The 21,950-nt window shown below is 69.7% G+C and carries 19 protein-coding genes; 5 read left to right on the forward strand and 14 right to left on the reverse strand.

Translation table 11 applies throughout. The features are described from left to right. Positions 1-81: 81 nt before the first annotated feature. The 14 genes from ACWEV3_RS18200 to mftA form a co-directional block, all read right to left on the reverse strand. On the reverse strand, positions 82-711 hold the full coding sequence (locus tag ACWEV3_RS18200; protein ID WP_452614988.1) for a TetR/AcrR family transcriptional regulator: 630 nt from the start codon (positions 709-711) through the stop codon (positions 82-84). Positions 712-1,231: 520 nt separating this feature from the next. After that, positions 1,232-2,506: an ATP-binding protein gene (locus ACWEV3_RS18205; protein ID WP_452614989.1), complete on the reverse strand. Its 1,275-nt coding sequence runs from the start codon at positions 2,504-2,506 to the stop codon at positions 1,232-1,234. 82 nt (positions 2,507-2,588) lie between these two features. Then, positions 2,589-4,055 (reverse strand): mycofactocin biosynthesis glycosyltransferase MftF, encoded by a 1,467-nt coding sequence (mftF, locus tag ACWEV3_RS18210; protein WP_452614990.1) that lies wholly within the window; start codon positions 4,053-4,055, stop codon positions 2,589-2,591. Next, complete coding sequence (locus tag ACWEV3_RS18215) at positions 4,052-4,831, reverse strand: mycofactocin-coupled SDR family oxidoreductase (RefSeq protein ID WP_452614991.1); 780 nt, start codon at positions 4,829-4,831, stop codon at positions 4,052-4,054. The genes mftF and ACWEV3_RS18215 overlap by 4 nt, the downstream gene beginning before the upstream one ends. Further along, positions 4,828-5,556 carry a mycofactocin biosynthesis peptidyl-dipeptidase MftE gene (gene mftE, locus ACWEV3_RS18220; RefSeq protein WP_132493443.1) on the reverse strand — a complete coding sequence of 243 codons (729 nt, stop codon included), beginning with the start codon at positions 5,554-5,556 and terminating at the stop codon, positions 4,828-4,830. Before mftE ends, ACWEV3_RS18215 begins: the two co-directional genes overlap by 4 nt. After that, positions 5,553-6,452, reverse strand: coding sequence for a mycofactocin-associated electron transfer flavoprotein beta subunit (locus ACWEV3_RS18225; protein ID WP_452614992.1), 900 nt, complete (start codon positions 6,450-6,452; stop codon positions 5,553-5,555). Before ACWEV3_RS18225 ends, mftE begins: the two co-directional genes overlap by 4 nt. 107 nt (positions 6,453-6,559) lie before the next feature. Further along, positions 6,560-6,862 (reverse strand): ferredoxin family protein, encoded by a 303-nt coding sequence (locus ACWEV3_RS18230; RefSeq protein WP_363908188.1) that lies wholly within the window; start codon positions 6,860-6,862, stop codon positions 6,560-6,562. A 13-nt stretch (positions 6,863-6,875) separates the two neighbouring features. Next, on the reverse strand, positions 6,876-8,189 hold the full coding sequence (locus ACWEV3_RS18235) for an FAD-dependent oxidoreductase (protein ID WP_452614993.1): 1,314 nt from the start codon (positions 8,187-8,189) through the stop codon (positions 6,876-6,878). After that, positions 8,179-9,132: a mycofactocin-associated electron transfer flavoprotein alpha subunit gene (locus ACWEV3_RS18240; RefSeq protein ID WP_452614994.1), complete on the reverse strand. Its 954-nt coding sequence runs from the start codon at positions 9,130-9,132 to the stop codon at positions 8,179-8,181. The genes ACWEV3_RS18235 and ACWEV3_RS18240 overlap by 11 nt, the downstream gene beginning before the upstream one ends. After that, positions 9,129-11,093, reverse strand: a complete 1,965-nt coding sequence (locus ACWEV3_RS18245) for a mycofactocin system FadH/OYE family oxidoreductase 2 (RefSeq protein WP_452614995.1) — start codon at positions 11,091-11,093, stop codon at positions 9,129-9,131. Before ACWEV3_RS18245 ends, ACWEV3_RS18240 begins: the two co-directional genes overlap by 4 nt. Then, positions 11,090-13,054 (reverse strand): mycofactocin system FadH/OYE family oxidoreductase 1, encoded by a 1,965-nt coding sequence (locus tag ACWEV3_RS18250; RefSeq protein ID WP_452614996.1) that lies wholly within the window; start codon positions 13,052-13,054, stop codon positions 11,090-11,092. The genes ACWEV3_RS18245 and ACWEV3_RS18250 overlap by 4 nt, the downstream gene beginning before the upstream one ends. Continuing rightward, positions 13,051-14,244, reverse strand: a complete 1,194-nt coding sequence (gene mftC / locus ACWEV3_RS18255; protein ID WP_452614997.1) for a mycofactocin radical SAM maturase — start codon at positions 14,242-14,244, stop codon at positions 13,051-13,053. Before mftC ends, ACWEV3_RS18250 begins: the two co-directional genes overlap by 4 nt. Before the next feature lie 14 nt (positions 14,245-14,258). Continuing rightward, entirely contained in the window at positions 14,259-14,585 is a 327-nt protein-coding gene (mftB, locus tag ACWEV3_RS18260; protein ID WP_452614998.1) for a mycofactocin biosynthesis chaperone MftB, read from the reverse strand. Continuing rightward, positions 14,575-14,682 (reverse strand): mycofactocin precursor MftA, encoded by a 108-nt coding sequence (mftA, locus tag ACWEV3_RS18265; protein WP_093278581.1) that lies wholly within the window; start codon positions 14,680-14,682, stop codon positions 14,575-14,577. The genes mftB and mftA overlap by 11 nt, the downstream gene beginning before the upstream one ends. A gap of 546 nt (positions 14,683-15,228) precedes the next feature. On the opposite strand from mftA, the gene mdo reads away from it, so the two are divergent. The 5 genes from mdo to mftM all read left to right on the forward strand — a co-directional run bounded on the left by mdo (position 15,229) and on the right by mftM (position 21,887). Beyond that, on the forward strand, positions 15,229-16,521 hold the full coding sequence (gene mdo / locus ACWEV3_RS18270) for an NDMA-dependent methanol dehydrogenase (RefSeq protein ID WP_132493451.1): 1,293 nt from the start codon (positions 15,229-15,231) through the stop codon (positions 16,519-16,521). A 53-nt stretch (positions 16,522-16,574) separates the two neighbouring features. Continuing rightward, on the forward strand, positions 16,575-17,732 hold the full coding sequence (locus ACWEV3_RS18275) for an AAA family ATPase (protein ID WP_452614999.1): 1,158 nt from the start codon (positions 16,575-16,577) through the stop codon (positions 17,730-17,732). 209 nt (positions 17,733-17,941) lie between these two features. Next, complete coding sequence (locus ACWEV3_RS18280) at positions 17,942-19,336, forward strand: diguanylate cyclase domain-containing protein (RefSeq protein ID WP_452615000.1); 1,395 nt, start codon at positions 17,942-17,944, stop codon at positions 19,334-19,336. Positions 19,337-19,461: 125 nt separating this feature from the next. Further along, positions 19,462-20,976, forward strand: coding sequence for a VWA domain-containing protein (locus ACWEV3_RS18285; RefSeq protein ID WP_452615001.1), 1,515 nt, complete (start codon positions 19,462-19,464; stop codon positions 20,974-20,976). After that, complete coding sequence (gene mftM, locus ACWEV3_RS18290) at positions 20,973-21,887, forward strand: mycofactocin oligosaccharide methyltransferase MftM (protein WP_452615002.1); 915 nt, start codon at positions 20,973-20,975, stop codon at positions 21,885-21,887. The genes ACWEV3_RS18285 and mftM overlap by 4 nt, the downstream gene beginning before the upstream one ends. Positions 21,888-21,950 lie beyond the last annotated feature (63 nt).

The raw sequence follows: 21,950 nt of genomic DNA on the forward strand, positions 1-21,950 counted from the left end.
GGTGGCGAAGGTCTCAAGGGAAGAGTAGAGACGACACTATGTCGAGTCAAGCATCAGAGTGTTGATCAAACTGCATTCGTGCTAGTCCGCCAGACCGAGCGCGTCGACCCACAGCCCGGTCACGACATCCAGCAGCGCCTCCCTCTCGATCACGAAGACCTTCTGCACGATCGCGCGGAAGCACAGCTGGTCGAGCTGCACCATGAGCAGCTCGACACGCAGTCGCTGCTGGTCGCGTCGCTCCTCGGGAATAGTGGCGAGATACTCGCCCAGCTCGCCGGCCAACTGGTCGAGCTGGTCCTTCCACCGGGTCGCGACCTCCAGGTCGCTCGCCATCGCCTCGTGGATGGCCGGAAGCAGTGCCGCCTGGTCCTCCCACCAGACCAGCGCCTTGTCGAGCCACTCGCGCACACTCGCCGCCTTACCTTCGGCAAGCGCCCGCCCGAGCAGCGACCAGTACTGCGCACTCTGCTCTTCCCGAACGGTGCGGTAAACCTCGGTGAAAACCTCGGCCTTGTTCGTGAAGTGCAGGTAGAAAGTCGCCCGGTTGACCTTCGCCGCCTTCGCGATATCCCCGACCGAAGCCTGCCCGTAGCCACGCTCCTCGAACACCTGCCGCGCCGCGGTGATGATCCGCTGACGCGTCATCCGCCGCTGTTCCTCGCGCACCGACAGCAGCTCCGTCGACTCATTCGACACCTTGTCGCCCACAGGCCGATGATAGCGTCCGAGGACTCACCCCGAGCGTTCGCGCCCAAACAGATTGCGGCCGGGTCGTGGTGCCACCGCGTCGCCGGTCGATAATGTTCGTACTCTGGCGCCGAGTGTCGCCACCGCGTTCCGGCGCGCGCTGGCCAGATCCGTCTGACTCGGTCGTTCGCCAGGTGTTGGTCCAGCACATCCGCACGTTGCGGACCGGGCCGGCAGCTCCTCGAGTTTGTCATTCCCGAGTAACGGCACTGGAGCCTGCGTGCCGTCGCCGGCTGTGTTCCCGAAGGTGTCCACAGCCTGCGACTCGGACCGGGTCGCCGTGTCCGGTTGCGGGCAAGGCCACTGGTCCAGCCCGTGCCGCTGGATAGCAGCGGGCCGCAGGGGCTCCGGGGCAAGGACGGGCTAGTAGGCCCGCCGCGCAGCGATCGCGGAGCAACCCTTGAGGCCGGAGGGGATCCCGTAGCCTCGTGCGGCGCTCAGCAAAGCCGACACAACGTCGTCCCCTGTGGAGAGACATCGATCACAACCTGGTGTAGGCCTCGATGTCCTGCTCGAACTCGGTGATGGCTCCGGCAGTCAGCGTCGGCCGGGTGTCGGAGATCGCCCGCAGGTAGTCCTTCGTCGTAGCCAGCCCGCCGTCGTCGTGCAGCACGTCGCGCTCGAAGGCCGCCTGGGCGCCTTGGCGCGCGGCGAACTCGATGTCGGCCGGGGTGAACAGATCGGAGTGCTCCACCAGCAGGTCCAGGTCGACGTTGTCGCGCGCCGGGCCGAGGTAGCGCGACCAGATCGCCCGCCTGGCGGGCGGGTCCGGCGGGCCTACCGGGATGATGTAGTCGAACCGGCCCGGCCGCAGGAACGCCGAGTCCAGGGAGCTCACCGAGTTCGTGGCGCAGACCAGCAGGCGGTGGTCGTGTTCGCGGAAGCCAGGGATCAGCTTGAGCAGTTCGTTGGTCACCCCGTGCGCAGGGCCGGCTGCGGGCGTCGAGCGGATCCCGGCGATCTCTTCGACCTCATCGATGAACAGCACCAGGTCGTCCAGCTCCTCCAGCTCGGCGAACACCGCCCGCAGCGAGGCCGCCAACCCGTCCGGGGACGACGCGGCCAGGCGCGACGGGAACAGCTCCACGAACGGCCAGTTCAGGCGGGAGGCGACCGCCTTGGCGAAGCTGGTCTTGCCGGTTCCCGGCGGCCCGAACAGCACGATCGCCTTCGGAGGCAGCACGCCGTGGCGTTCGGCCTGTGCGGAATGCGAGATCGGCAACACGACCCGTCGTTCGATGACGTCCTTTTCACGCTGCATGCCCGCCAGCGCGTCCCACTGCCCAGGCGGCAGCAGCCTGCCGCCGAGCTCCTCGAGCACGTCGAAGTCGGCCGGGTCGAGGTCCTCGACCTTCTCGAAGTAGGTCAGGTCGGTGCGCGGCCGGTAGCCGGAGTTGACCATCGCCCGAAACCCCGCGGCCCCCTCGGGGACCAGGCTCGCGATGCGGTGCACCCCCTGTCCGCGCAGCTTCTTCTCCAGCTCGGTCAGCAGCGCGCTGCCGATGCCGCGGTTGCGCCACCGGGCGTCGAGGGCGAACAGCGCCAACCAGGCCCGCTCGCCCTCCACCTTCGCCGCTGCCATGCCCACGACATCCTGCTCCACCACTGCGACCATCGCCGGATGACCGGCCCGCGCGATCGAGACCACCTCGGCAGCGGAGAACACCGGCTCTCCACCCCCCCTGCTCTGGTCCCAGATGTGGATCGCCTGGTCCAGATCGTCGTCGTGAAAATCGCGCACCCGCCACGATGGCATGGCACACCTCCCGGATTTCGCTTCGCACAGCAGGAAAAATCGCCTGCGAGCTGGGGTATTGCGGGGAAACTAACCGCCGCACCTAGGGCCCGCAATGAGCCAGCCCACACTCGGATCGTTCTCGGAATCGATGCCGAAAGCGTCCACACCGGAATCCTGCGATCTTCGGGACCAGCGGCGTGGGCGTGCGCTGCCTCACCGCACCCCACCAGACTCCGGTCCCGTAGGCGAGATCGTCGAGCCTGCGCAAGGCGACGAAGGTGACCGGGTCCACTCGCGAACCCCTCCGGCTGCGCTCCACCAGTGCGTCCACAGTAGAGCCGAGGATCAGCAATCGCCGTGCCCGCCGACTGCTGATCGCCAACGCGAGCCCGAGGGGCCAGTGATGTCGGACACCGGCACGCAGCAGCTGGACCGCGGTAGAGAACAACCCCGCCAGGGTCAGCAGGCCTGCCGTTCGCACTGGGGTGTCGGCGTCGGGCATCCGCCGGGCCAGGCGCACTCCGGCCACGGTGGACAGCCCCAGGGCAGCGGCGACGGCGGCAGGCCTGCGGGTCAGCAGCAATCCGACGGCCAGCAGGGACCAGCCCGTCACGTGCATCGGTGGCACCTGGCCCGGATGCCTCCGGGCCAGCAACGCCGCACCCGAGCCGTAGAAGGCGCGCCGAGCAACCCACCGCACCAGGCCGGTGCGGTGGTCGTGGGCCACTTGCGCGGCGGGCACGTACCGGAGCCGCCACCCCGCGCGGTGCAGGCGCATGCACAGGTCGACGTCCTCGGCGACCCGGAGTTCTTCGGCGAAACCACCGGGAGCTGCCGAACGCCGCAGGACGATTGCCGCACTCGGCACGTACGCCACTTTGGACATCGGAATCACAGGAGCTTCAGCGGCTCCCAGGTCCAGGGGGGAGCAGGTCCGTTCGAATGCGCCGATACGGGTCTCCCGCTCTTCCGGTAGGGCAACGATCCTCGGCGCGACGAGGCCGACGCAGGGATCGTCGAACTGCGCGAGCAGCGGCGGTAGCCAACCAGACAACGGGACGGTGTCGGAGTCGCAGAAGGTTACGAATTCCTGCGCCGTCGCGCGCAGGCCCGCGTTGCGAGCCGCCGCCGGCCCACGGCTGGTCTCGTGCCGGACGACCTCGGCGTCGTGCTCGCTCGCCACCGCCCGCACCGCCTCGCCATCGCGGGACCCATCGTCGACGACCACCACCGGCACATCGGCGGTCGCCGGGTCGGTCCGCACCGCGCGCAACACCCTGGCCAGCATGTCCACCCGATCTCGCACGGGGATCACGATGGCGACCGATCGCGGTTGTGGGCGCGCGGGGCGGGGATGGACCACGCCCGCGTCGAGCAGTACGCGGGCGAGGCGGGCCGAGGTGGTGTCCCGGACGGTGAACGCCCCGCCCCCGAGCAGGTCGGCCGCGCGGCGGTTCAGCCGCAGCAGGCGGGCGGGGCTTCCCCCGAACACCAGCCTCCCGTCTCGCGAGATCCTGGTCGCCTTGTCCAACTCGACGGCGAAGCCCGTTGGCAGCGCGGTGCTCATCCCATGAACCCCCCGTCGGCGTGCAGAACGGTTCCGTTGATCGCGCACGCCTCCGGCGAACATGCCCACGCCACCGCCGCCGCCACCTCCTCCGGTTCCAGCAAGCGATTGACGAGTTGATGCCTAGCCAGATCGTCCATATTGGACAGTCCGTACAGAGCCGCGGTGGCACGAAGCATGTCCGTGCGAGTGGATCCGGGGGAAACCGCCACCGCGCCGATCCCGGTTCCCTGCAGATCGGCCGCCAGCCCTCGCACCAGTCCCAGGACCGCGTGTTTGGCCGCGCAATACGCTCCCAGGCGCCACAAGCCGGTGTGCGCCGCAGCGGAGGCGAGCGCGACGAACCGGCCGCGACGCGGCTCCGGTGCGCCCAACATCGCGGGAACTGCGGCTCTGGCCAGGTTCAGCAAACCGACCACGTCAGTGGCAAACAGCGCGTTCCACTGCTGGTCGGTGGTCTCCCACAGCGGTTGGCCGCCCAGGACCACGGCTGCGGCGCCTACCGCCGCGTCCAGGCGTCCGTGCCGGTGGAGTGCTTGCTCCACGGCGGCGTCGAGGACGCCCTGCTCGCGGACGTCGCCCGGCACGGCCGTCACGGTCCCGCTCTCCAGGCTCCGGAGCTGATCGGCGGTACCCAGCGGATACGGCACGGCCGGATCGTCCTCGCAGAGATCGACCGCGAAGACGTTCCACCCGTCGTCGCTGAGCCGACGCACAACGGCGGCGCCGATCCCACGTGCAGCGCCGGTGACCACGGCGGTCGGACGGCCGGTCATGACATGACCCCCGCCGGTGCCCGGACGAGGCGTCCTCGCCGCACGGTCCAGGACCGCACGGCGGCGCTGAGCCGGGTGGACATCTCGTTGAGCAGATTCTCGCCCTCGGCCGCCGACGCCCCACTGGGATCCCCCAGCACGCCGTTGGAACTGACGGCGCGAACCGATGTCCGCACCAGTTCGCCCATGAGCTCCTCGACCGGCTCGGTGCGTCCCGCGCGAGCGCGGTCGCCCCGTACGGCGAGCGGCCGAAGCGCCATGAGCATCGATGTTTCGGTCCGCCCCGCGTGGGCGTCTCCACGTCCGACCGCGCACGGCCACCAGGCGACGTCGCGCCGCTCGCGACGCAGTTGCGCGACGGCCTCGGCCAGCGTCGCATTGTTGCCGCCGTGCCCGTTGACGATCAGCATCCGCCCGCACCACCGCGAGAGGGAGCGGCCGAGTTCGACCAGGAGCAGGTGCACTGCTTCGCACCCGATCGAGACGGTGCCGGGGAAACCCTCGTGCTCACCGCTTGCGGTGTAGGGCTGGGTCGGGGCCAGCAGGACGTCGGTGTCCGCGCCGAGTTCGCGCACCGCCTGCCACGCCACCGCGGTTGCGATGGAGCTGTCGGTGTCCACCGGGAGGTGCAACCCGTGCTGCTCGCACGAGCCGAGCGGAACGACGACGAGCGGGCGGCGGCCCTTGAGGTCCGGCCACGACTGCTCTGCGAGCAAGAGGCTCATGGCCGGCTCCCGTCGCTCTCCGACAGGTAGCCGCGCTCGCGGAGGTAGCCGAGCAGTTCGTCCACGGCCTCTGACGCGGGAAGCGGGCCCACGACGCGCGCGGAGGTGCTCGCCTGGAACGCGCCGGTGAGTTCGACGAGCCGCTCCTGCGGCCGGTTCCCGGCCGGTGGTTCGATCACGTGCGTGCGCGGGCGGCGCGGACCTTGCGCCAGCACCCTCGGCGACGCCGTTGCGGCGCTCGACTCCTTCACCACGGCGATTTCCCCGGATCGAGACGACAGCACCGCCGGCAGCGACGCCCGCCGCAAGCGAACTCCCGCGGCTTCCACTGAAACCACGGCTGGGCAGTTCACCTGCAACACCTCCCGCCGACCGTGGTCGAGACGGCGGTGCACCAGCAGGTCGCCCACCTCGCCGGGTTCCACGCGCACCACGCCCAGGGCCTGAGCCGCCCCGAACTCCGCCGCCAGGAACCCCGGCACCGTCCCGGTTCCGCGATCGACCGAGCGGTCACCGCACAACGTGAGGGCAGGCACGCCGTACCGCCGGCGCACGGCCGCCGCCAGGGACCTGGCCACCTGCCGCCCGTTGCCGACCAGCGCCGAGGCATCCGGAGCCGCGGCGTCGACGCGCAGCGCCTCGGCTGCTCCGGCGGCCAGTGCCGCTCGCAGCGCCGCGTCGGCTTCTGGTGGCCCGCAGGTGACCGCCACGACGCGGCCGGACCACCGGCCCGCCAGGCGCAAGGCGTGTTCCAGCGCGGCCTCGTCGGCGGCCGACACTCCGGTGTCGTGCACCCCGACCTGAACCGAGCCGGTGAGCGGGTCGACCGACGCCCGCAGCCAAGACCACTTCAGCGCGGCGACGATCACCGGACCGCCGGATCCAACCATGTCCATCAGGTCGCTCCTCGGAGCTGGTCTTCGACAGAAACTCTTCCAACGGACCAAGCCGCTTTCCGCCGCGCGAGGTTCCGCCGCCGCGAGCGGAGTTCGAAGGCATGCGCTCAGCCGTTGCGGAACACGACGCCGTCACCGCCGTCGGGATAGGTCCAGGTGATCGCGCCCGACTCATTGCAGACCATGTAGCAGGTCCCGCACTCGAAGCACTGCTCGTAGTTGAACAGGATTCCGCCGTCGCCGGTCGGCACGAACAGCTTGGCCGGGCACGAGTGCACGCACGCCTTCGTCGTGCACGATCGGCACACCTCGGAGTCGACGGTGATGTGCGCCCGCTCGGACACCCGGAACTCCACGCCGTCCATCCGCTCTTCGAACGACGTCGGCGGGTAGCGGTCGGTACCCGTCATCGGTCACTTCCCTTCATCGAAAGGCCCGCATACCCGCCAGCGCGTCGCGGGCGAGGTCGGTGAGCTTGATCCCCCGTCGCCGCGCGGTCCTGCGCAGCAATGCACCCAGCCGGGGCTTCGGTTCCGGGTTGTCCACTGTAAACAGCTGTTGCAGGAAGTCGCAGACCAAGCCCGGATATTCGTGCTGAACACGTGGCGAGAGCACGAACCCCGGCGCCCGCCGGAGGCGCCGGTGGTCGGCCAGGACGAAGGTGTCGGCCAACCGCTGGCGGTACTGCGCCAGCCCCGCCGCCGTAACGTCCCCTCGATCGAGCGCACGTGCGGCCGTTCGACCGGCGACCAGGCCGGAGCCGATCGCGAAGTTGACGCCCTCCAGCCAGATGCCCGCCGCCAGGCACATCCCGGCCGCGTCCCCGGCGAGCAGCAGCCCGTCGGTGACCAGCCTGGGCATGTGGTCGTAGCCACCTTCGGGGATCAGGTGCGCGGAGTACTCCTTCAGCTCACTGCCCCGCAGCATCGGCGCTATCGATGGGTGCGCCTTGAGCTCGGCGAGCAGTTCCTCAGGCCTGCGGCCGGACCTCGCCAGGTCGGACAGCGCAAGCACGAGCCCGATGCTGACGGTTTCCTTGTTGGTATAGAGGAAACCGCCGCCAGCGATCGGGCCGGTGCAGCCGACCATCTCGATGTCCAGTCCGTCATCCGGGCCAAGGCCGAACCGGTCTTCGAGGACGCCGCGCGGCAGCGCGAGGGTCTCCTTCACACCGAGCGTGTGGTGCTCGGCGTCGGCCGCCGGCAGCAGGCCGGCGCTCTTGGCCAGGAACGAGTTCACGCCATCGCAGGCGATCACCACCGGCGCACGCAGATCGCCGTCGGGCCGGTCGGTGCGGACACCGACGATCCGCCCGGTGTCCTCGCGGAGCAGTTCGGTCGCCACCGTGGAGGTGATCAGCTCGGCGCCCGCCCCCACCGCCTTGCCCGCGAGCCAGGAATCGAAGTCCGCGCGGTAGGTGGTCATGCCGTTGTGCGGCGGCCCGCTCCAGTCCTGGCTGCGGAAGTCCACCGATATCGACTGCGTCGGGGTGAGCATCATCGTGCTGCGGCGGGTGATCCACCGCTGCACCGGCACCTCGCTCCACCACTGCTCGGCGACCTCGTCGAGGATGCGGCCGTAGACCACACCGCCGTAGACGTTCTTCGATCCGGGGAACGGACCGCGTTCCAGCAGCGCGACCCGGCGACCCGCGCGGGCCAGTTCCAGCGCCGCGGCGGAGCCAGCCGGTCCCGCACCCACTACCACCGCGTCGAACTGCGTCTCGTCAACCGGCACGGTGCCTCCCTCCCGCGAACGACTGCTCCGCCACCCCGAGCCTGCGGGCCAGTTCCCGCAGCACCTCGGGCGCGTCGGCGACGATGCCCAGATCGGCCATGGCGGTCATCGGGCACGACGGATCGGTGTTGATGCTCACGACGCAGTCGGGGTCGCCGAGCCCGCCGGTGTGCTGCGTGGCCCCGGAAATTCCGAACGCGACGTAGAGCCGCGGGTCGACGACGACCCCGGTGGTGCCGATCTGGCGGGAGTAGTCCAGCCAGCCCGCGTCGGTGACGACCCTGGTCGCCCCGACCGAGGCGCCCAGGACTCGGGCCACCTCGCCCAGCAGCCGCATCGCCTCGGTTCCGGACTCCCCCGGTGGCACCAATCCCGCACCTCCGGCGAAGATCCGCGGCGCCTCACCGAGATCCATCGTGGACGGATCGGGCGGGAGAGTTTCGACCAGCCGCGCGTCGTGCCGGACCCGCTCCGGCACGACACGCGGCTCGATGCGCGGACGCTGCCGTCGCGGTTCGGCGCTCCGCGCATTCGGCGCGAGCGTGACGACCACGGGCCGGTCCACCGCGACGCGCAGTGCGACGCGATCGTCCAAGCGCGCCAGTTCCACTTCGTCGTCGCCGCATCGGGTCGCCCAAGCCAGCAGCGGCCGGTCCAGCTCCACCGCCAGCCGCGGGGCAAGGTCGCGGCCGTCAGGTGATGCCGGCAGCACCACGATCCCGTGGTCGTCCAGCTCCGGCGCGATGCTCGCGGCGAGGCCGCCCATCTCGGCCGGGCTGCTCTCGGCGATCACGACGCGGTCCGCGCTGAGCCCTTCGGCGGCTGCGCGTGCGCCGCTGCCGACCACCAGGGCCGTACCTCCGGCTTCTGCCACTGCTTCGTCTGCCCCGAGCGGCAGCGTGCCGTCGCGCACGACGATCACGGCGATCTTGTGCTGGCTCACAGCGCCACCCCCACTCGATGGCCCTCCACCACGGCGGCGTGCGCTCGGCGGGGGGCGATGCAGTCGCCGACGCGGTGCACGTCGAACGGACTGCCGCGGAGTTCGTGCCACAGCTGGTCGTTCGGCGCCTGATGCGTCGCGCAGACGACCCAGTCGCACCGGCGCTCGCGCATCTGGCCGGTCGGGTGGTGCAGCAGTTGCAGGACAACGCCCCCGTCGTCCTGCCGACCGCAGCCCATCACCACCAGGTCGGTGGACTGGGCGATCCCATGCCGGTGGGCGCGGACGTTGAACGACTCCATGTCAAGGGTGATGCCCAGGTCTTGCCCGACGACCATGCCCGCGGTGACCAGCTCGACCGCACAGCCGCGCTCGGCCAGCAGCTCCGCGGTGGAGGTCGACTGGTGGAAGCCGAGGTCGTCGACGACGACCACGTCGCCATCGGGTTCGGCCCGTCCTTCCAGCACGTCGCGGACGTCCACCACCCGTTCGCAACCACCAGCCCAGTGCGGAGCCTGCGGACGGGCACCGGTGGCCAGCACGACCACGTCGGGGCTCTCAGCCCGGATCAGCGTCGCGTCGGCGCGCACCCCGGTGCGGATCTCGACCCCGTGCCGCTCGCACTCGGCAGCGAGGTTCCGCACCACATCGAGGAATTCCGCCCGGCTCGGCACGCTCGCCGCGACCGATACCTGGCCCCCGGTGCGCGGTTGTTCCTCCAGCACCGTGACCCGGTGTCCGCGCCGCGCGGCGACGGCCGCGGCCTGCAGGCCGGCGGGACCGCCGCCGACCACCAGCACCCGTCTGCCGCGGACGGCCGGAGTCGGCAACGCGGTCGATTCCTTGCCCGCACGGGGGTTCTCGATGCAGCCGAGCCACCGGTTCAACCCCATCCGCCCCACGCACTCCTGGTTGCACGACAGGCAGGTGCGGATGTCAGTGGCCGCTCCGGCCCGCGCCTTGGCCGCGAAGTCGGGGTCAGCGATCTGCCCGCGCACCACGCCGACGAGGTCGCAGTGACCTTCCTCCAGCGCCCGCTCGGCCTGCTGCGGGTCCTTGAACCGCCCGACGCCCACCACCGGCAGGTTCACCCTGCGGCGCAGCGCGTTCGGGATGAACAGCGCGTATCCCGGCGGGACGTGCATCGATGCCTCGATCATGTACAGCGTCGAGGTGGCGACGCCGATCGAGGTGTTGATGTAGTCGACCTTCCCGGTCGCCTCGACTGCGGCGGCGATCTCCACCGCTTCGTCGATGGTCGTGCCGCCCTCGATCAGCTCGTCCCCGCAGATGCGCACCCCCAGCGCCCGGTCGGGGCCGATCGACTCGCGTACCGCGTGGATGATCTCGCGCAGCAGCCTCATTCGGTTGGGCAGGCTGCCGCCGTAGGCGTCGGTGCGCTTGTTCGTCGCCGGGGACAGGAATCCGCGCACGATCGACGAGTGCGAGCACTGGAGCTCGACGCCGTCGAAGCCGCCTTCAGCGCAGTGCGCGGCGACCGTGCCGTACCCGGCGACGACCTCGTTGATCTCGTGCTTCTCCAGCGCCTTGGGCACCTCGCGGAACATCGGGTCGGGGACCGCCGACGGCGCCCACACCGGCAGGCGTGAGTACATCGACGAGGCTTGACCGCCGTTGTGGTTGATTTGCGCGAAGATCGGCGTCCCGTGCGCGTGCACGGCCTCGGTGATGCGTCGGTAGCCGGGGATGACCGACCGGTGGAAACCGTGGATGAGCTTCTCGTACGGCCAGTCCGTCGGGTGGGTCGAGTGCTCCTCGGTGATCACCAGCCCGGCGCCGCCCGCCGCCCGCGCCGCGTAGTAGGCAGCGTGCTGCTCGGTCGGATGCCCATCTTCGGCGTAGTTGGTCAGGTGCGCTGAGAACACGATGCGGTTGCGCGCGACCACAGGACCGATCCGCAGCGGCGAGAACAGATAGCGGTAGCGTCCTTGACCACTCATGGGCCGCTCCTCGCGGGCGCCGGCGGACCGGCTTCGGTGATGACGGGCATGCTGCCGACGCGCACGGCCGTCCGACGGCCTTCCAGCACCGCTTCGAGGACAGTGCGCGGCGCAACGCAGTCGCCGGCCCGGGGTGTGCCCTGCCGGTACAGCGACTCCTCTGGCAATCTATGTCCACAATGGATCATCACGGCGCACTCGACGGTGCGTCGCTCGGCGGTCCAGCAGTCCTCCAGCACGGCGCGACCATCGCCGACCTCCCGCAGCAGGCTGCGCAGTTCCCGGTGGACGCCGACGCGCTGGAGACGCGCGTTCGCGTCGGCCAGGTCCCCCGTGATCGCCAGCTTCGTGCCCGCAACCTGGTCCTGGGTGACCAGGGAGGTCGTCCGGCCGCGTTCGGCGAGCAGCTCGGCCAGCCCCACCCCTACCGCGTCGCCGATCGGGTCCAAGACCAACACGGGTCCGGCCGGGAGGTCGTCGATGCGGAGCAGCGCATCGGCTGCGTCGAGCACGGTGGTGCCCGGCCGGATGTCGTAGTTCCTCGGCCCTGGCACCGATCCGGTGGTCAGCACCACCTCGATGCCCTCTGCCCGCGCACTCCAGAGGTGCGCCTGGTCCACCTCAGCGCCAAGGCGGACCGCGATGCCGAGCCGGTCGAGTTCCCCTTCCCACCACCGGATCGCGTCGGTGAACCGGTGCCTGCCGGGAAGCATCGCCGCCAGCCTTGCGGCGCCACCCAGGCGCTGCTGGCGCTCGGCCAACTCCACGGCGTGGCCGCGCTCGGCCAGAATCCGCGCCGCCTCCATCCCGGCGGGCCCACCGCCGACGACGAGCACGCGCTTGGGCGCCGGATCGGTGCCCAGCGGTGGAAGGTCGGCGGGTTCGTGCCCGCTCCCCGGTTCGACTACCGAGGAGATCACCGGATTCCGGTTGTCCCGCACCATGCACGCCTGGTTGCACAGCACGCACGGGCGCACCCGCTCGGGCACCCCCGCACGAACCTTGCGCACCAGATCGGGATCGGCGATCTGCGCGCGCGTCATCTCGACCAGGTCGGCCACACCGTCGTCGAGGGCCCGCTGGGCGCGATCCGGATCCACAACGGAGCCTTGCAGCACCGTTGGCGTGCCGTGCGGCCGGACTTGGCGGCAGAGTTCGACGTTGAACCCCGGTTCGGTGTGCCCGTCGGGCCGGGTCGCCGACGCCGAGAACACAGATCCGCGCACCACGACGAGGTAGTCCACCAGCGGCGCCAACCGCGTCGCCTGCTCGGCGGCGGTCTCGGGTGTCACCCCCGCCCAGGGCGCCAGCTCGTCGCAGCTCAACCGGAGACCGAGCAGCGCGTCACCGATCCGTTCCCGAACGGCGCGCAGCACCTCTTCGGTCAGCAGCAGCCCGTCCTCGCCGTAGCGGTCGGTCCGGTGGTTGGTCAGGCCCGAGTGGAACTGCCGCAGCAGCGAATGCTGCCCGGCGTTGACCTCCACCCCGTCCAGGCCGCTGCGCACCCCGAGCGCCGCGGCATCGCCGAAACCGGCCACGAGGGCTTCGATCTCGCGCTCTTCAACCTCCATCGGCATCTCACGGCTGGCCGGGTCGGGGAACCGGGAAGGGGCCCACAGCGGCGCCTGGGAGAACGCCGACGACCCCTGTAGCCCCGCGTGCCCGAGCCCGGCGAGGACCAGCGAGCCGTGCGGGTGGCAGGATTGCGCCACCCGCGCCCACCCCTCGGCGCACTCGGCGGCCAGCGGCGCGCGCTCGTAGGGCCAATCGGACGGGTGCACGCTGGCGATCTCGGTGACGATCACACCCGCGCCGCCGCGCGCACGCCGCTCGTAGTAAGCCGCGTGCCGGTCCGAGATCGCCCGCTTGCGACCGAGGTTGGTCTCGTGCGGCCCGAACAGGACCCGGCTCGGTGCCCGATGACGGCCCAGTTCGACGGGCGTGACCAGCGACCGGCTCATGTCAGCCCCGCCAGCGGGCTCGCGTCGCAGGCGCGGTCCGGTCGGCGGACCGGCGGCAGCCCGAGCATGACCTGCTGCTGGCGCGCGCTGGGCCGGGAGTGGTCCTGCGCCGGCCGCGGCGAGGTGCCCGGCTCGACCGCCGCCAGCGCAGCCTCGCCGTGACCCTTGACGCACTCCGGATCCGGGCCGTCCAGCGGCAACCCGGTGAAGAACTTCGCCGCCATGCACCCGCCCTGGCAGGCGTCGTACGCGGCACATGACGTGCACGCGCCGCCCGTTTGCGGCCGGCGCAAATCCTGGAACAACGCGGAATCGCGCCACACCGCACCGAACCCGGCCTCGCGGATGTTGCCGGCGAGAAAAGCGTCGTGGATGGCGAAAGGGCAGGCGTAGACGTCGCCGACCGGGTCGATCAGGCAGACCACCCGGCCTGCTCCGCACAGGTTCAGGCCCGGCAGGGGATCCGAACCCAGCGCGTTGAGGTGGAAGAACGAGTCCCCGGTCAGCACCCGCTCGCCGTGGTCGAGCAGCCACCGGTAGATCTGCATCTGCTGCTCGGCGGTCGGGTGCAGTTCGTCCCACACGTCGGCCCCGCGCCCGGACGGCCGCAGCCTGGTGATCCGCAGCTGCGCGTCGAAGAAGTCGGCGATCCGCTCGAACTCGTCGAGCTGGTCGACATTCTGCCGCGTCATCACCACGGAGATCTTGAAGCCGCGCATTCCGGCTGCGGCGAGGTTCTGCATCGCCCGCATCGCGGTGTCGTAGGACCCTGGCCCGCGCACCGCGTCGTTGACCTCGGCGGTGGCGCCGTCCAGCGAGATCTGCACGTCGACGTAGTCGGTCGCGGCGAGCTGCCTCGCGCGCTCGAGGGTGATCCGGAAACCGTTGGTGGAGAACTTGATCCCGACGTGGTGGGCGACGGCGTAGTCGACCAGTTCCCAGAAGTCCGGGCGCACGGTCGGTTCGCCGCCGCCGACGTTGACGTAGAAGACCTGCATCCGCTCCAGCTCGTCGATGACGCGCTTGATCTCGTCGGTGCTCAGCTCGTCGGGGTCGCGGCGCCCCGATGACGACAAGCAGTGCGCGCAGGACAGGTTGCAGGCGTAGGTCCACTCCCAGGTCAGGCAGATCGGCGAGTCGAGTCCGTGTTTGAACTGTTCGACCAGTGGTGGGACTGCGGCAGTGGGCATGGGCAACTCCCGGGTCAGGCGCGGACGATCATGTCCGCGCGGGCCAGCGACGCGAGCGCGCTGAGGTATCCGCGCTCCTCGTGCCGGGCGACGCCGTGGGCGGACAGCGCCGCCCGCGCGGACCGGTGCTTGTGCAGGCTTTGGACCACGGTCACCAGCAGCGGCGTCTTGAGGAACGACAACCGGCGGTTGCCGAAGTGGTAGGCCAGCGCGCCGAAGGGCTCCGGGCGTAGCGCCACGTTCGGGCTCAGCGCGTAGGGGCCATCCGGTTCGAAGGCGGGGTGGTCCCGCGCCTCCGGGGGCAGTGATCGGCCCCCGGAGACGCGGCGCTCAGTAGACACCGCACATCCCGTCGATCGACACCTCTTCGACGAGGAGTTCCTCGACCTCATCGGAGTCGAGGTCGTGCTCGGGCAGCTCGGCGGTCTGGTCGGACATGGCGACTTCCCCTCTCTGCCAGGCGGTCTCGCCGTGGTCGAACCGAAGCTAGCCCCCGGTTCCCAGCGGGTTCGCCGTGCTGACGGTCCTTCCCGGCCCGTCCGGTCGGACAGGTGCGGACTGGACTCCGGGACGGTGGTGCTGTGCTCGGTGCACCAGGCGGGCGCCGGGCGGAGAGAGAAGCTGGCGGAGCCTCGGCGGCCCGGGTACACCAGATTGGCTGGACCACTCCGGAACCGCGGCGCTAGCGGCCAGCGGGCGTCGTGCGCGATGTGCGGACTTCACCGAGCAATGCGACGCGGTGGTAGCACCGGCGATCCGACGGAGGTGGTACGCGCGGCCACCGACTTCGTCGAACGCCTGTCCTGACCCGCACCTGTCCGATCGGACAGGTGCGGCACTGCTTGGACGGCCGGTCTTGGGTGTCCACATCGGGGGTTTGCGGTCCTGCGCCTACCCGCCGGCCGGCGCGACGGCCTAGCGTCCCCACCAATCCGCGCCGTGACCCACGTCACGAGCGGAAGTCAGCTGGAGAGGAGACGCCGCATGAAGGTCGAGGAGCTGCTCAAGCCGTTCCCGCTCAAGGAGTTCCACCCGTTCCCGCGGGCCCTGATGGGCCCCGGGGCGCACGAGATGATCGGCCCGGAGGCGATCAAGCTCGGCTTCACCAAGCCGCTGGTGATGACCTCCGGCCTGCGCGGCACCGACATCGTGCACAACATCGTCGAGTCGCTGAAGTACCACGGCCTGGAGCCGGTGCTCTACGACCAGGTCGAGTCCAACCCCAAGGACTACAACGTCATGGACTCGGTGACGCTGTACCAGGAGAACCGCTGCGACAGCTTCATCTCCATCGGCGGCGGTTCCTCGCACGACGCCTGCAAGGGAGCCCGGGTGTCAGTGGCCCACGACGGCCGCAACGTCAACGACTTCGAGGGCTTCAACAAGTCGGAGAACCCGAACAACCCGCCGCACATCGCGGTGTCCACGACCGCGGGCACCGGCTCGGAGACATCCTGGGCCTACGTCATCACCGACACCACCACCGACCCGGAGAACCCGCACAAGTACGTCGCCTTCGACGACGCCTCGGTCACGAGCCTCGCCATCGACGATCCAGTGCTGTACTACGACTGCCCCGTCGACTACACGGCGCAGTGCGGTTTCGACGTCCTCGCGCACGCCTCGGAGCCCTACGTCTCGCGGCTGAACTTCCAGCCATCGCTGGGCAACGCGCTGCACGCGATCAAGCTCACCGCGCAGCACCTGCGCGAGGCGACGTGGAACGGCCAGGACCTGGCCGGGCGCGAGGGCATGATGTACGCGCAGTACATCGCCGCGCAGGCGTTCAACTCCGGTGGTCTCGGGATCATCCACTCGATCTCGCACGCCGTGAGCGCGTTCTACGACACCCACCACGGGCTCAACAACGCGATCGCGCTGCCGCGCGTGTGGGCCTTCAACATGCCGGTCGCCTACAAACGCTTCGCCGACATCGCCAGGGCCATGGGCATCGACACCCATGGGATGACCGATGTGCAGGCCGCGGACGCGGCGCTGGCTGCGGCGATCCGGCTGCTGCGCGACGTCGGCATCGCGGAGCGCTTCGTCGACGTCAAGAAGGACACCTACTCCAAGAACCGGCTCGGCGAGGGGCCGACGAAGTACTACGAGCGACGCAAGGAGATCAAGGGCGACGCCGAAGACGTCGACGCCATCACCCGGCACGTGCTCGGTGACGCCTGCACTCCGGGCAACGCCAAGGAATGCACGTTCGACACGGTCCGCCCGGTCGTCGAGCACTGCATGACCGGCGACCTGGACGACCTGCTCAGCTGACCCGGCGTGGGGTGGCGGGCGAGCCCGCCGCCCCACCCAGAATCGGAGGAACCGTGCACGACACCACCGAAGCCCCGTTCGAGTCGGTGCAGGAGGTCCTGGACCTGTTCGCCGAGGGCGGCTACCTCGCCGACCAGCGCCTGGCGACCACCGTTTTCCTCAGCACCCGGCTGGAGAAACCACTGCTGCTCGAAGGACCCGCCGGCGTCGGCAAGACCGAACTGGCCAAGGCGCTGGCGACCGCGACCGGCAGGCGGCTGCTCCGGCTCCAGTGCTACGAGGGGCAGGACGAGACCAAGGCCCTCTACGAATGGGACTACGGAAAGCAGCTGCTCTACACCCAGATGCTGCGGGACAAGATCGGTGAGCTCGTCGCCGAGGCTCCCGACCTGCACACCGCGGTCGACGCGATCGGCGACCAGGACAGCGCCTTCTTCTCCGAGCGGTTCCTGGCCAGCCGGCCGCTGCTGGACGCGGTGCGCGGCGAGCAGCCCGCCGTGCTGCTCATCGACGAGGTCGACCGGGCCGACGAGGCGCTCGAAGCCGTTCTGCTGGAATGCCTCGGCGAGTACCAGGTCTCGGTTCCCGAGATCGGCACCTACCGCGCCGCGACGCCCCCGTACGTCGTGCTGACGTCCAACAACACCCGCGATCTGTCGGCGGCACTCAAACGCAGGTGCCTGCACCTCTTCCTGGACTACCCGGACGTCCAGCGGGAGCTGGAGATCATCCGCTCCAAGAACACCGGGCTGCCCGACGCCCTGGCCGCCCAACTCGCCGAGATCGTGCGCGACATCCGCGGACTGCCGCTGCGGAAGGCCCCCAGCATCTCGGAGACGATCGACTGGGCGCGCACGCTGGCCGTGCTCGGCGTCGACGAACTGGGGCCCGCCCTGCTGGCGGACACGGCGAACGTCGTCCTCAAGTACGAGCGGGATCTCGACCGAGCGCGGGAACTGATTCCCCAGCTGCGGGACCCCAATCGCGATGTGCCCGAGCGCCTGCACGGCCACGGGCACGGCCACGGGCATGGGCATGGGCACGGGCACGACGGCGCGGAGGTGGACCAGTACGACGAAGGCAAGCGGGTCCGGGCCGCCATGGACCAGCCGGGCAGGCACGACGACGGCTACTACGGCGCGAGGACCAGCGGCCCGTTGCAGCGCTCCGGTGCGAACCGTTCGTCCGACGCGCGCAAGCTTCCCTTCTGAGCAGCCTATGGGGCGAAGTCAAGTGGCGGTGTTTCCGGTTTTGGGTGTGCGGCAGCGTCCCCGCGTGGGTAATCGAGATTCCGGAGAGAAGCCTTCGAGTCGTTACGAGAAACCCGTAATCGAGGAGGAAGTGGTGCGGTATTCCTCGGACAACGTCGTGAATTCTCCGACCTCGTCATACGCCTCATATCCCGACGGAGTTTCCGACCATGCATTCGCCACGTGAGTTCGACTATCACGTCAGGCTTGCCGGAGACTTGATGAATTTTGCGCTTGAAAAGAGCCGCTGGGATGACACCGCGCAGGCTCAATGCGCAGCGCACGGCCCCACCTTGCCCGATTTACCGGCAGCCCGGGCAGGCGCACCTGTTCCGACGACGCCGGACAGGGCGGGAGGTGTGGAGTGGCATGCGGTTTTCGATCAGGCGCCCGTGCCCACCGCGGTGCTGGATGTGCAGGGCAGCCCCCAGTACGTCAACCCGGCGCTCTGCAATCTACTGGGCCGCGGAGCCGCAGACCTACTGCAGCCGCGCCCGCACGACACCTTGTGTCCAGGCCACGCGGTCCTGCAGAACGCCGTTGTCGGGGACACCCTCGCGCGCGGACACGCTGTGGCGGAAACGTGGTACCACAAGCCCGACGGCCAGACGATCTGGGTGCGGCTCTCAGGTTCGGTCATCAACGATACCGTCAGCCGCCCGTGCTCCATCCTGTTGCAGGCAGAGGACGTCACCACCCGCCACAACTGCGAAACCCTGTGGGACCAGTGCTTCGCCACGGCGCCGATCGGGATGGCCCTGCTGGATCTGCAGGGGTATTGGACATCGGTGAACGACACATTATGCGACCTGCTGGGTTACCGTCGCGATGAAATTCTCGCAATGCACTTTTCCGACCTGACCTACCCTGGCGATGAAGAGCAGGGCGACACCGCCCTCGCCGATCTGCGTGCGGGCCGCACAAAGACCGTCAGCACGGAAAAACGCTACCGGCACAAGGACGGACACCCAATCACGGTATTGATCCGATCCAGCGTCGTCACCGGCCCGGACGGCCGGCCGTCCTTCCTCGTCAGCCACTACGAGGCGATCGGCAACGGACGCATGACCGATACCCACCTCGCCCACCTCGCATTGCACGACCCGCTGACCGGACTGGCCAACCGCGCCTTACTCGCCGACCGCCTACACCACGACCTCGCCGCACTAGCCGGTAGCAGCGGCGTTCTGGCCGTACTCGTCGCCGACCTCGACCAGCTCAAACAAGTCAACGACCGCTACGGCCACCTCGCCGGCGACCATCTCCTGACCGCAGCCGCCCACCAACTGCTGGGAGGCGTGGACCCCAGTGCCACGGTGGCACGACTCGGCGGCGACGAGTTCGTCGTCGCCAGCCTCGTCGACGACATCCCCACAGCCGAAACGCTACGGGACCGCATCGCAGAACTCCTCAACACCAAGACCACCGCAGCCGGACACCAGGTCAACCTGAAGGCCAGCGTCGGGATCGCCGTAACCCAAGACCCCACCGCTGAACCAAAAGAACTCCTGCACCTAGCTGATCAAGACATGTACGCCCGCAAAAAGAACCCCCGAAACGCATAACACACAACCCCACCATTCGATGACTGCCCGGCGCTCTCGCCCCAACCGGGGCTCCGCGATCAACGCAACGATCCGACGAGCCGATATCGAGATCAACATTACTTGACGAGGCACAAGGGGACGGTATGGAAACGAGCTTGCACCGCTTCGTCCGCCTGCTGCGCCTGCACGGGGTGCGGGTGTCAGGGGCTGAGGCGACCGACGCCATGCGGTGCGCGTCGCAGCCCGGCGTGCTGTCGTCCAGGTCCGTGCTGCGCGACGCGCTGCGGATAGCGCTGATCAAGGACCGCCGGGACGACGAGGTGTTCGACGACGTCTTCGACGCCTTCTTCCACCTGCGGCGGGTGGTCGAATCCACCGACGGCGACGGGCCTGACCACACCCACGACGACCTGTCCGACACCGGTGAACTCGAACGCTTCACCGCCTCCGAGGAGCCCTCCAGCACACCGCAGGAGGGCCACAGCCACGACGCCCCGAAGGACCTGCGGGACTTCTTCGACCCGGAGGACCTGGCCCAGCAGTACAACCTGCACCAAGAGGCCAACAAGATCGATCTCGCGTCGATCACCGACGAGATAGTCCTCTCCCGCGACCAGTCCTCGCCGGGGCGCGGCGACAGCGCCGGCGTGCAGCTCGAGACCACCCGGCTGCACAACGCGGGCACGCCCGGGCAGTTGTCCCAGCAGACCGGGCACCGGATCGACACCGATCTGACCATCGCCGAGGAACGGCTCCTGCTGGACTGGCTGGCGGATGCCGACTCCGACCTACAACTGCCGCGCAAGCCGCTGTCCGGGGTGCTCGAGGACCTGCCCGCGCTCCTGAAGGAACACCTGCGCAAGCTCACCGAAATGGAACACCGGTCGGTCGAGTCGGTCTCGCCCGCAGGCGTCACCGACCGGATCGACGAGCGGGAGCGCCAGGAGCTGGAAGACTCGCTGCGCAGGCTGGCCCGGAGTCTGCGCGGGGCGCGCACCAGCAAGCAGGTAACCAGCCCGCACGGCAGGGTCCACTCCGGACGGACGATGCGCCGGAACATGCGCTACGACGCCGTTCCGTTCCGGCCGGTCACCACCAAGCGCGGCGAGGACAAGCCGCGACTGGTGGTGCTGGCCGACGTGTCGCTGTCGGTGCGCAGCACCGCCCGCTTCACGCTGCATCTCGTGCACGGCCTCCAATCGCTGTTCAGCCGGGTGCGCACGTTCGCCTTCGTCGCAGACATAGTCGAGATCACCGACCTGTTCGAGCAACATCCGCTGGAGAAGGCGCTCGGGCTGGTCTTCGACGGGCTGCCGGCGGGCGGGGTCCTCGACGTCGACGCCAACTCCGACTACGGCGGCGCGCTGCGGGAGTTCCTCGACGAGCACGGCTCATCCCTGACCCGACGGACGACCTTGCTGGTGCTCGGCGACGGCCGGGGCAACGGCAACGATCCCGACGTGGCGGCCTTCGCGGAGATGGCGCGGCGGGTGCGGGAAACCATTTGGCTCACCCCGGAACCCCGCTACTCGTGGGGGCTGGGCCGGTGCGATCTACCGCGCTACGCCGAGCACTGCGACCGCGTCGAAGTGGTGCGCGATCTGGCCGGCCTGGCCCGCACATCGGATGCGATGTCCTCGGAGGCGGTGGGGCGATGAGTGACGCGGGGCAGTTCTCCGGCAGCGCCACGATCGATCCGCTGGCCCGCAGCAGTCCCGGCTGCTACCGCGACGAGGCGGTGGTCGTGGTGCACGAGCGGCACGACCCGACGCCGGACCGGATCCCGATCACCCGCACCCGGCACTTCGGCCTGCACCGCGACGGCCACCGGGTGCTGGTCAGCCACCGCCTCGAGCCGCACGAGCTGGACAACGACGTGGCGGGCAAGCTGGCCGACGAGCTGTTCGCGCCGGGCTGGCTGACCGGGGCGGAGGTCTTCGAACGAGTCTTCACCGGCATCGTCAGATCCACTGTGGATGATTCGGTCGACGCCTGGTCCACCTTCTACCGCAACACCCTCGCCCGGATCCGGCTCCCCAGGGACGCCGGCGGCGCGCCGCACTCGTCGATCTCGGCGATGGTGCCGGTCTACTCGCGGGTGCTGGAGCTGGTACCGCCGGGCCGGGTCCTCGACGTGGGCTCCTGCTTCGGATTCCTGGCCCTGCTGCTGGCCGAGCGGCCCGGCACCGCGGTCGTCGCCTCCGACATCGCCAACGGCACCGTCACATTGCTGCGCACCATCGCCCGCGAGCTGGGCCTACCGCTGGGCGCGCTGGTCTGCGACGGCGCACGAGTGCCGCTGCCGGACCAGGCCGTCGACACGGTGACGGTCATACACCTGCTGGAGCATCTCGACCCCGAGCACGGCGAGGCCGTCCTCGCCGAGGCGATCCGGTTGGCGCGGCGACGAGTCGTCGTCGCGGTCCCATTCGAAGCCGAACCGACGGCCGCCTACGGGCACCTGCGCACCTTCGACATCGCCGAGCTGCACCGGCTGGGGACCGGCACCGGACTGCCCTACGAGGTCGACGAGCACCACGGCGGCTGGCTCGTCATCGACTCCGCCTGATGGGCGTGTCGGTCCTTGAGCACTGTGGGGAAGGGCCGTTGCTGGTGGTCGTGGCACCACATC

This window comes from Saccharopolyspora sp. NPDC003752 (assembly GCF_053605825.1).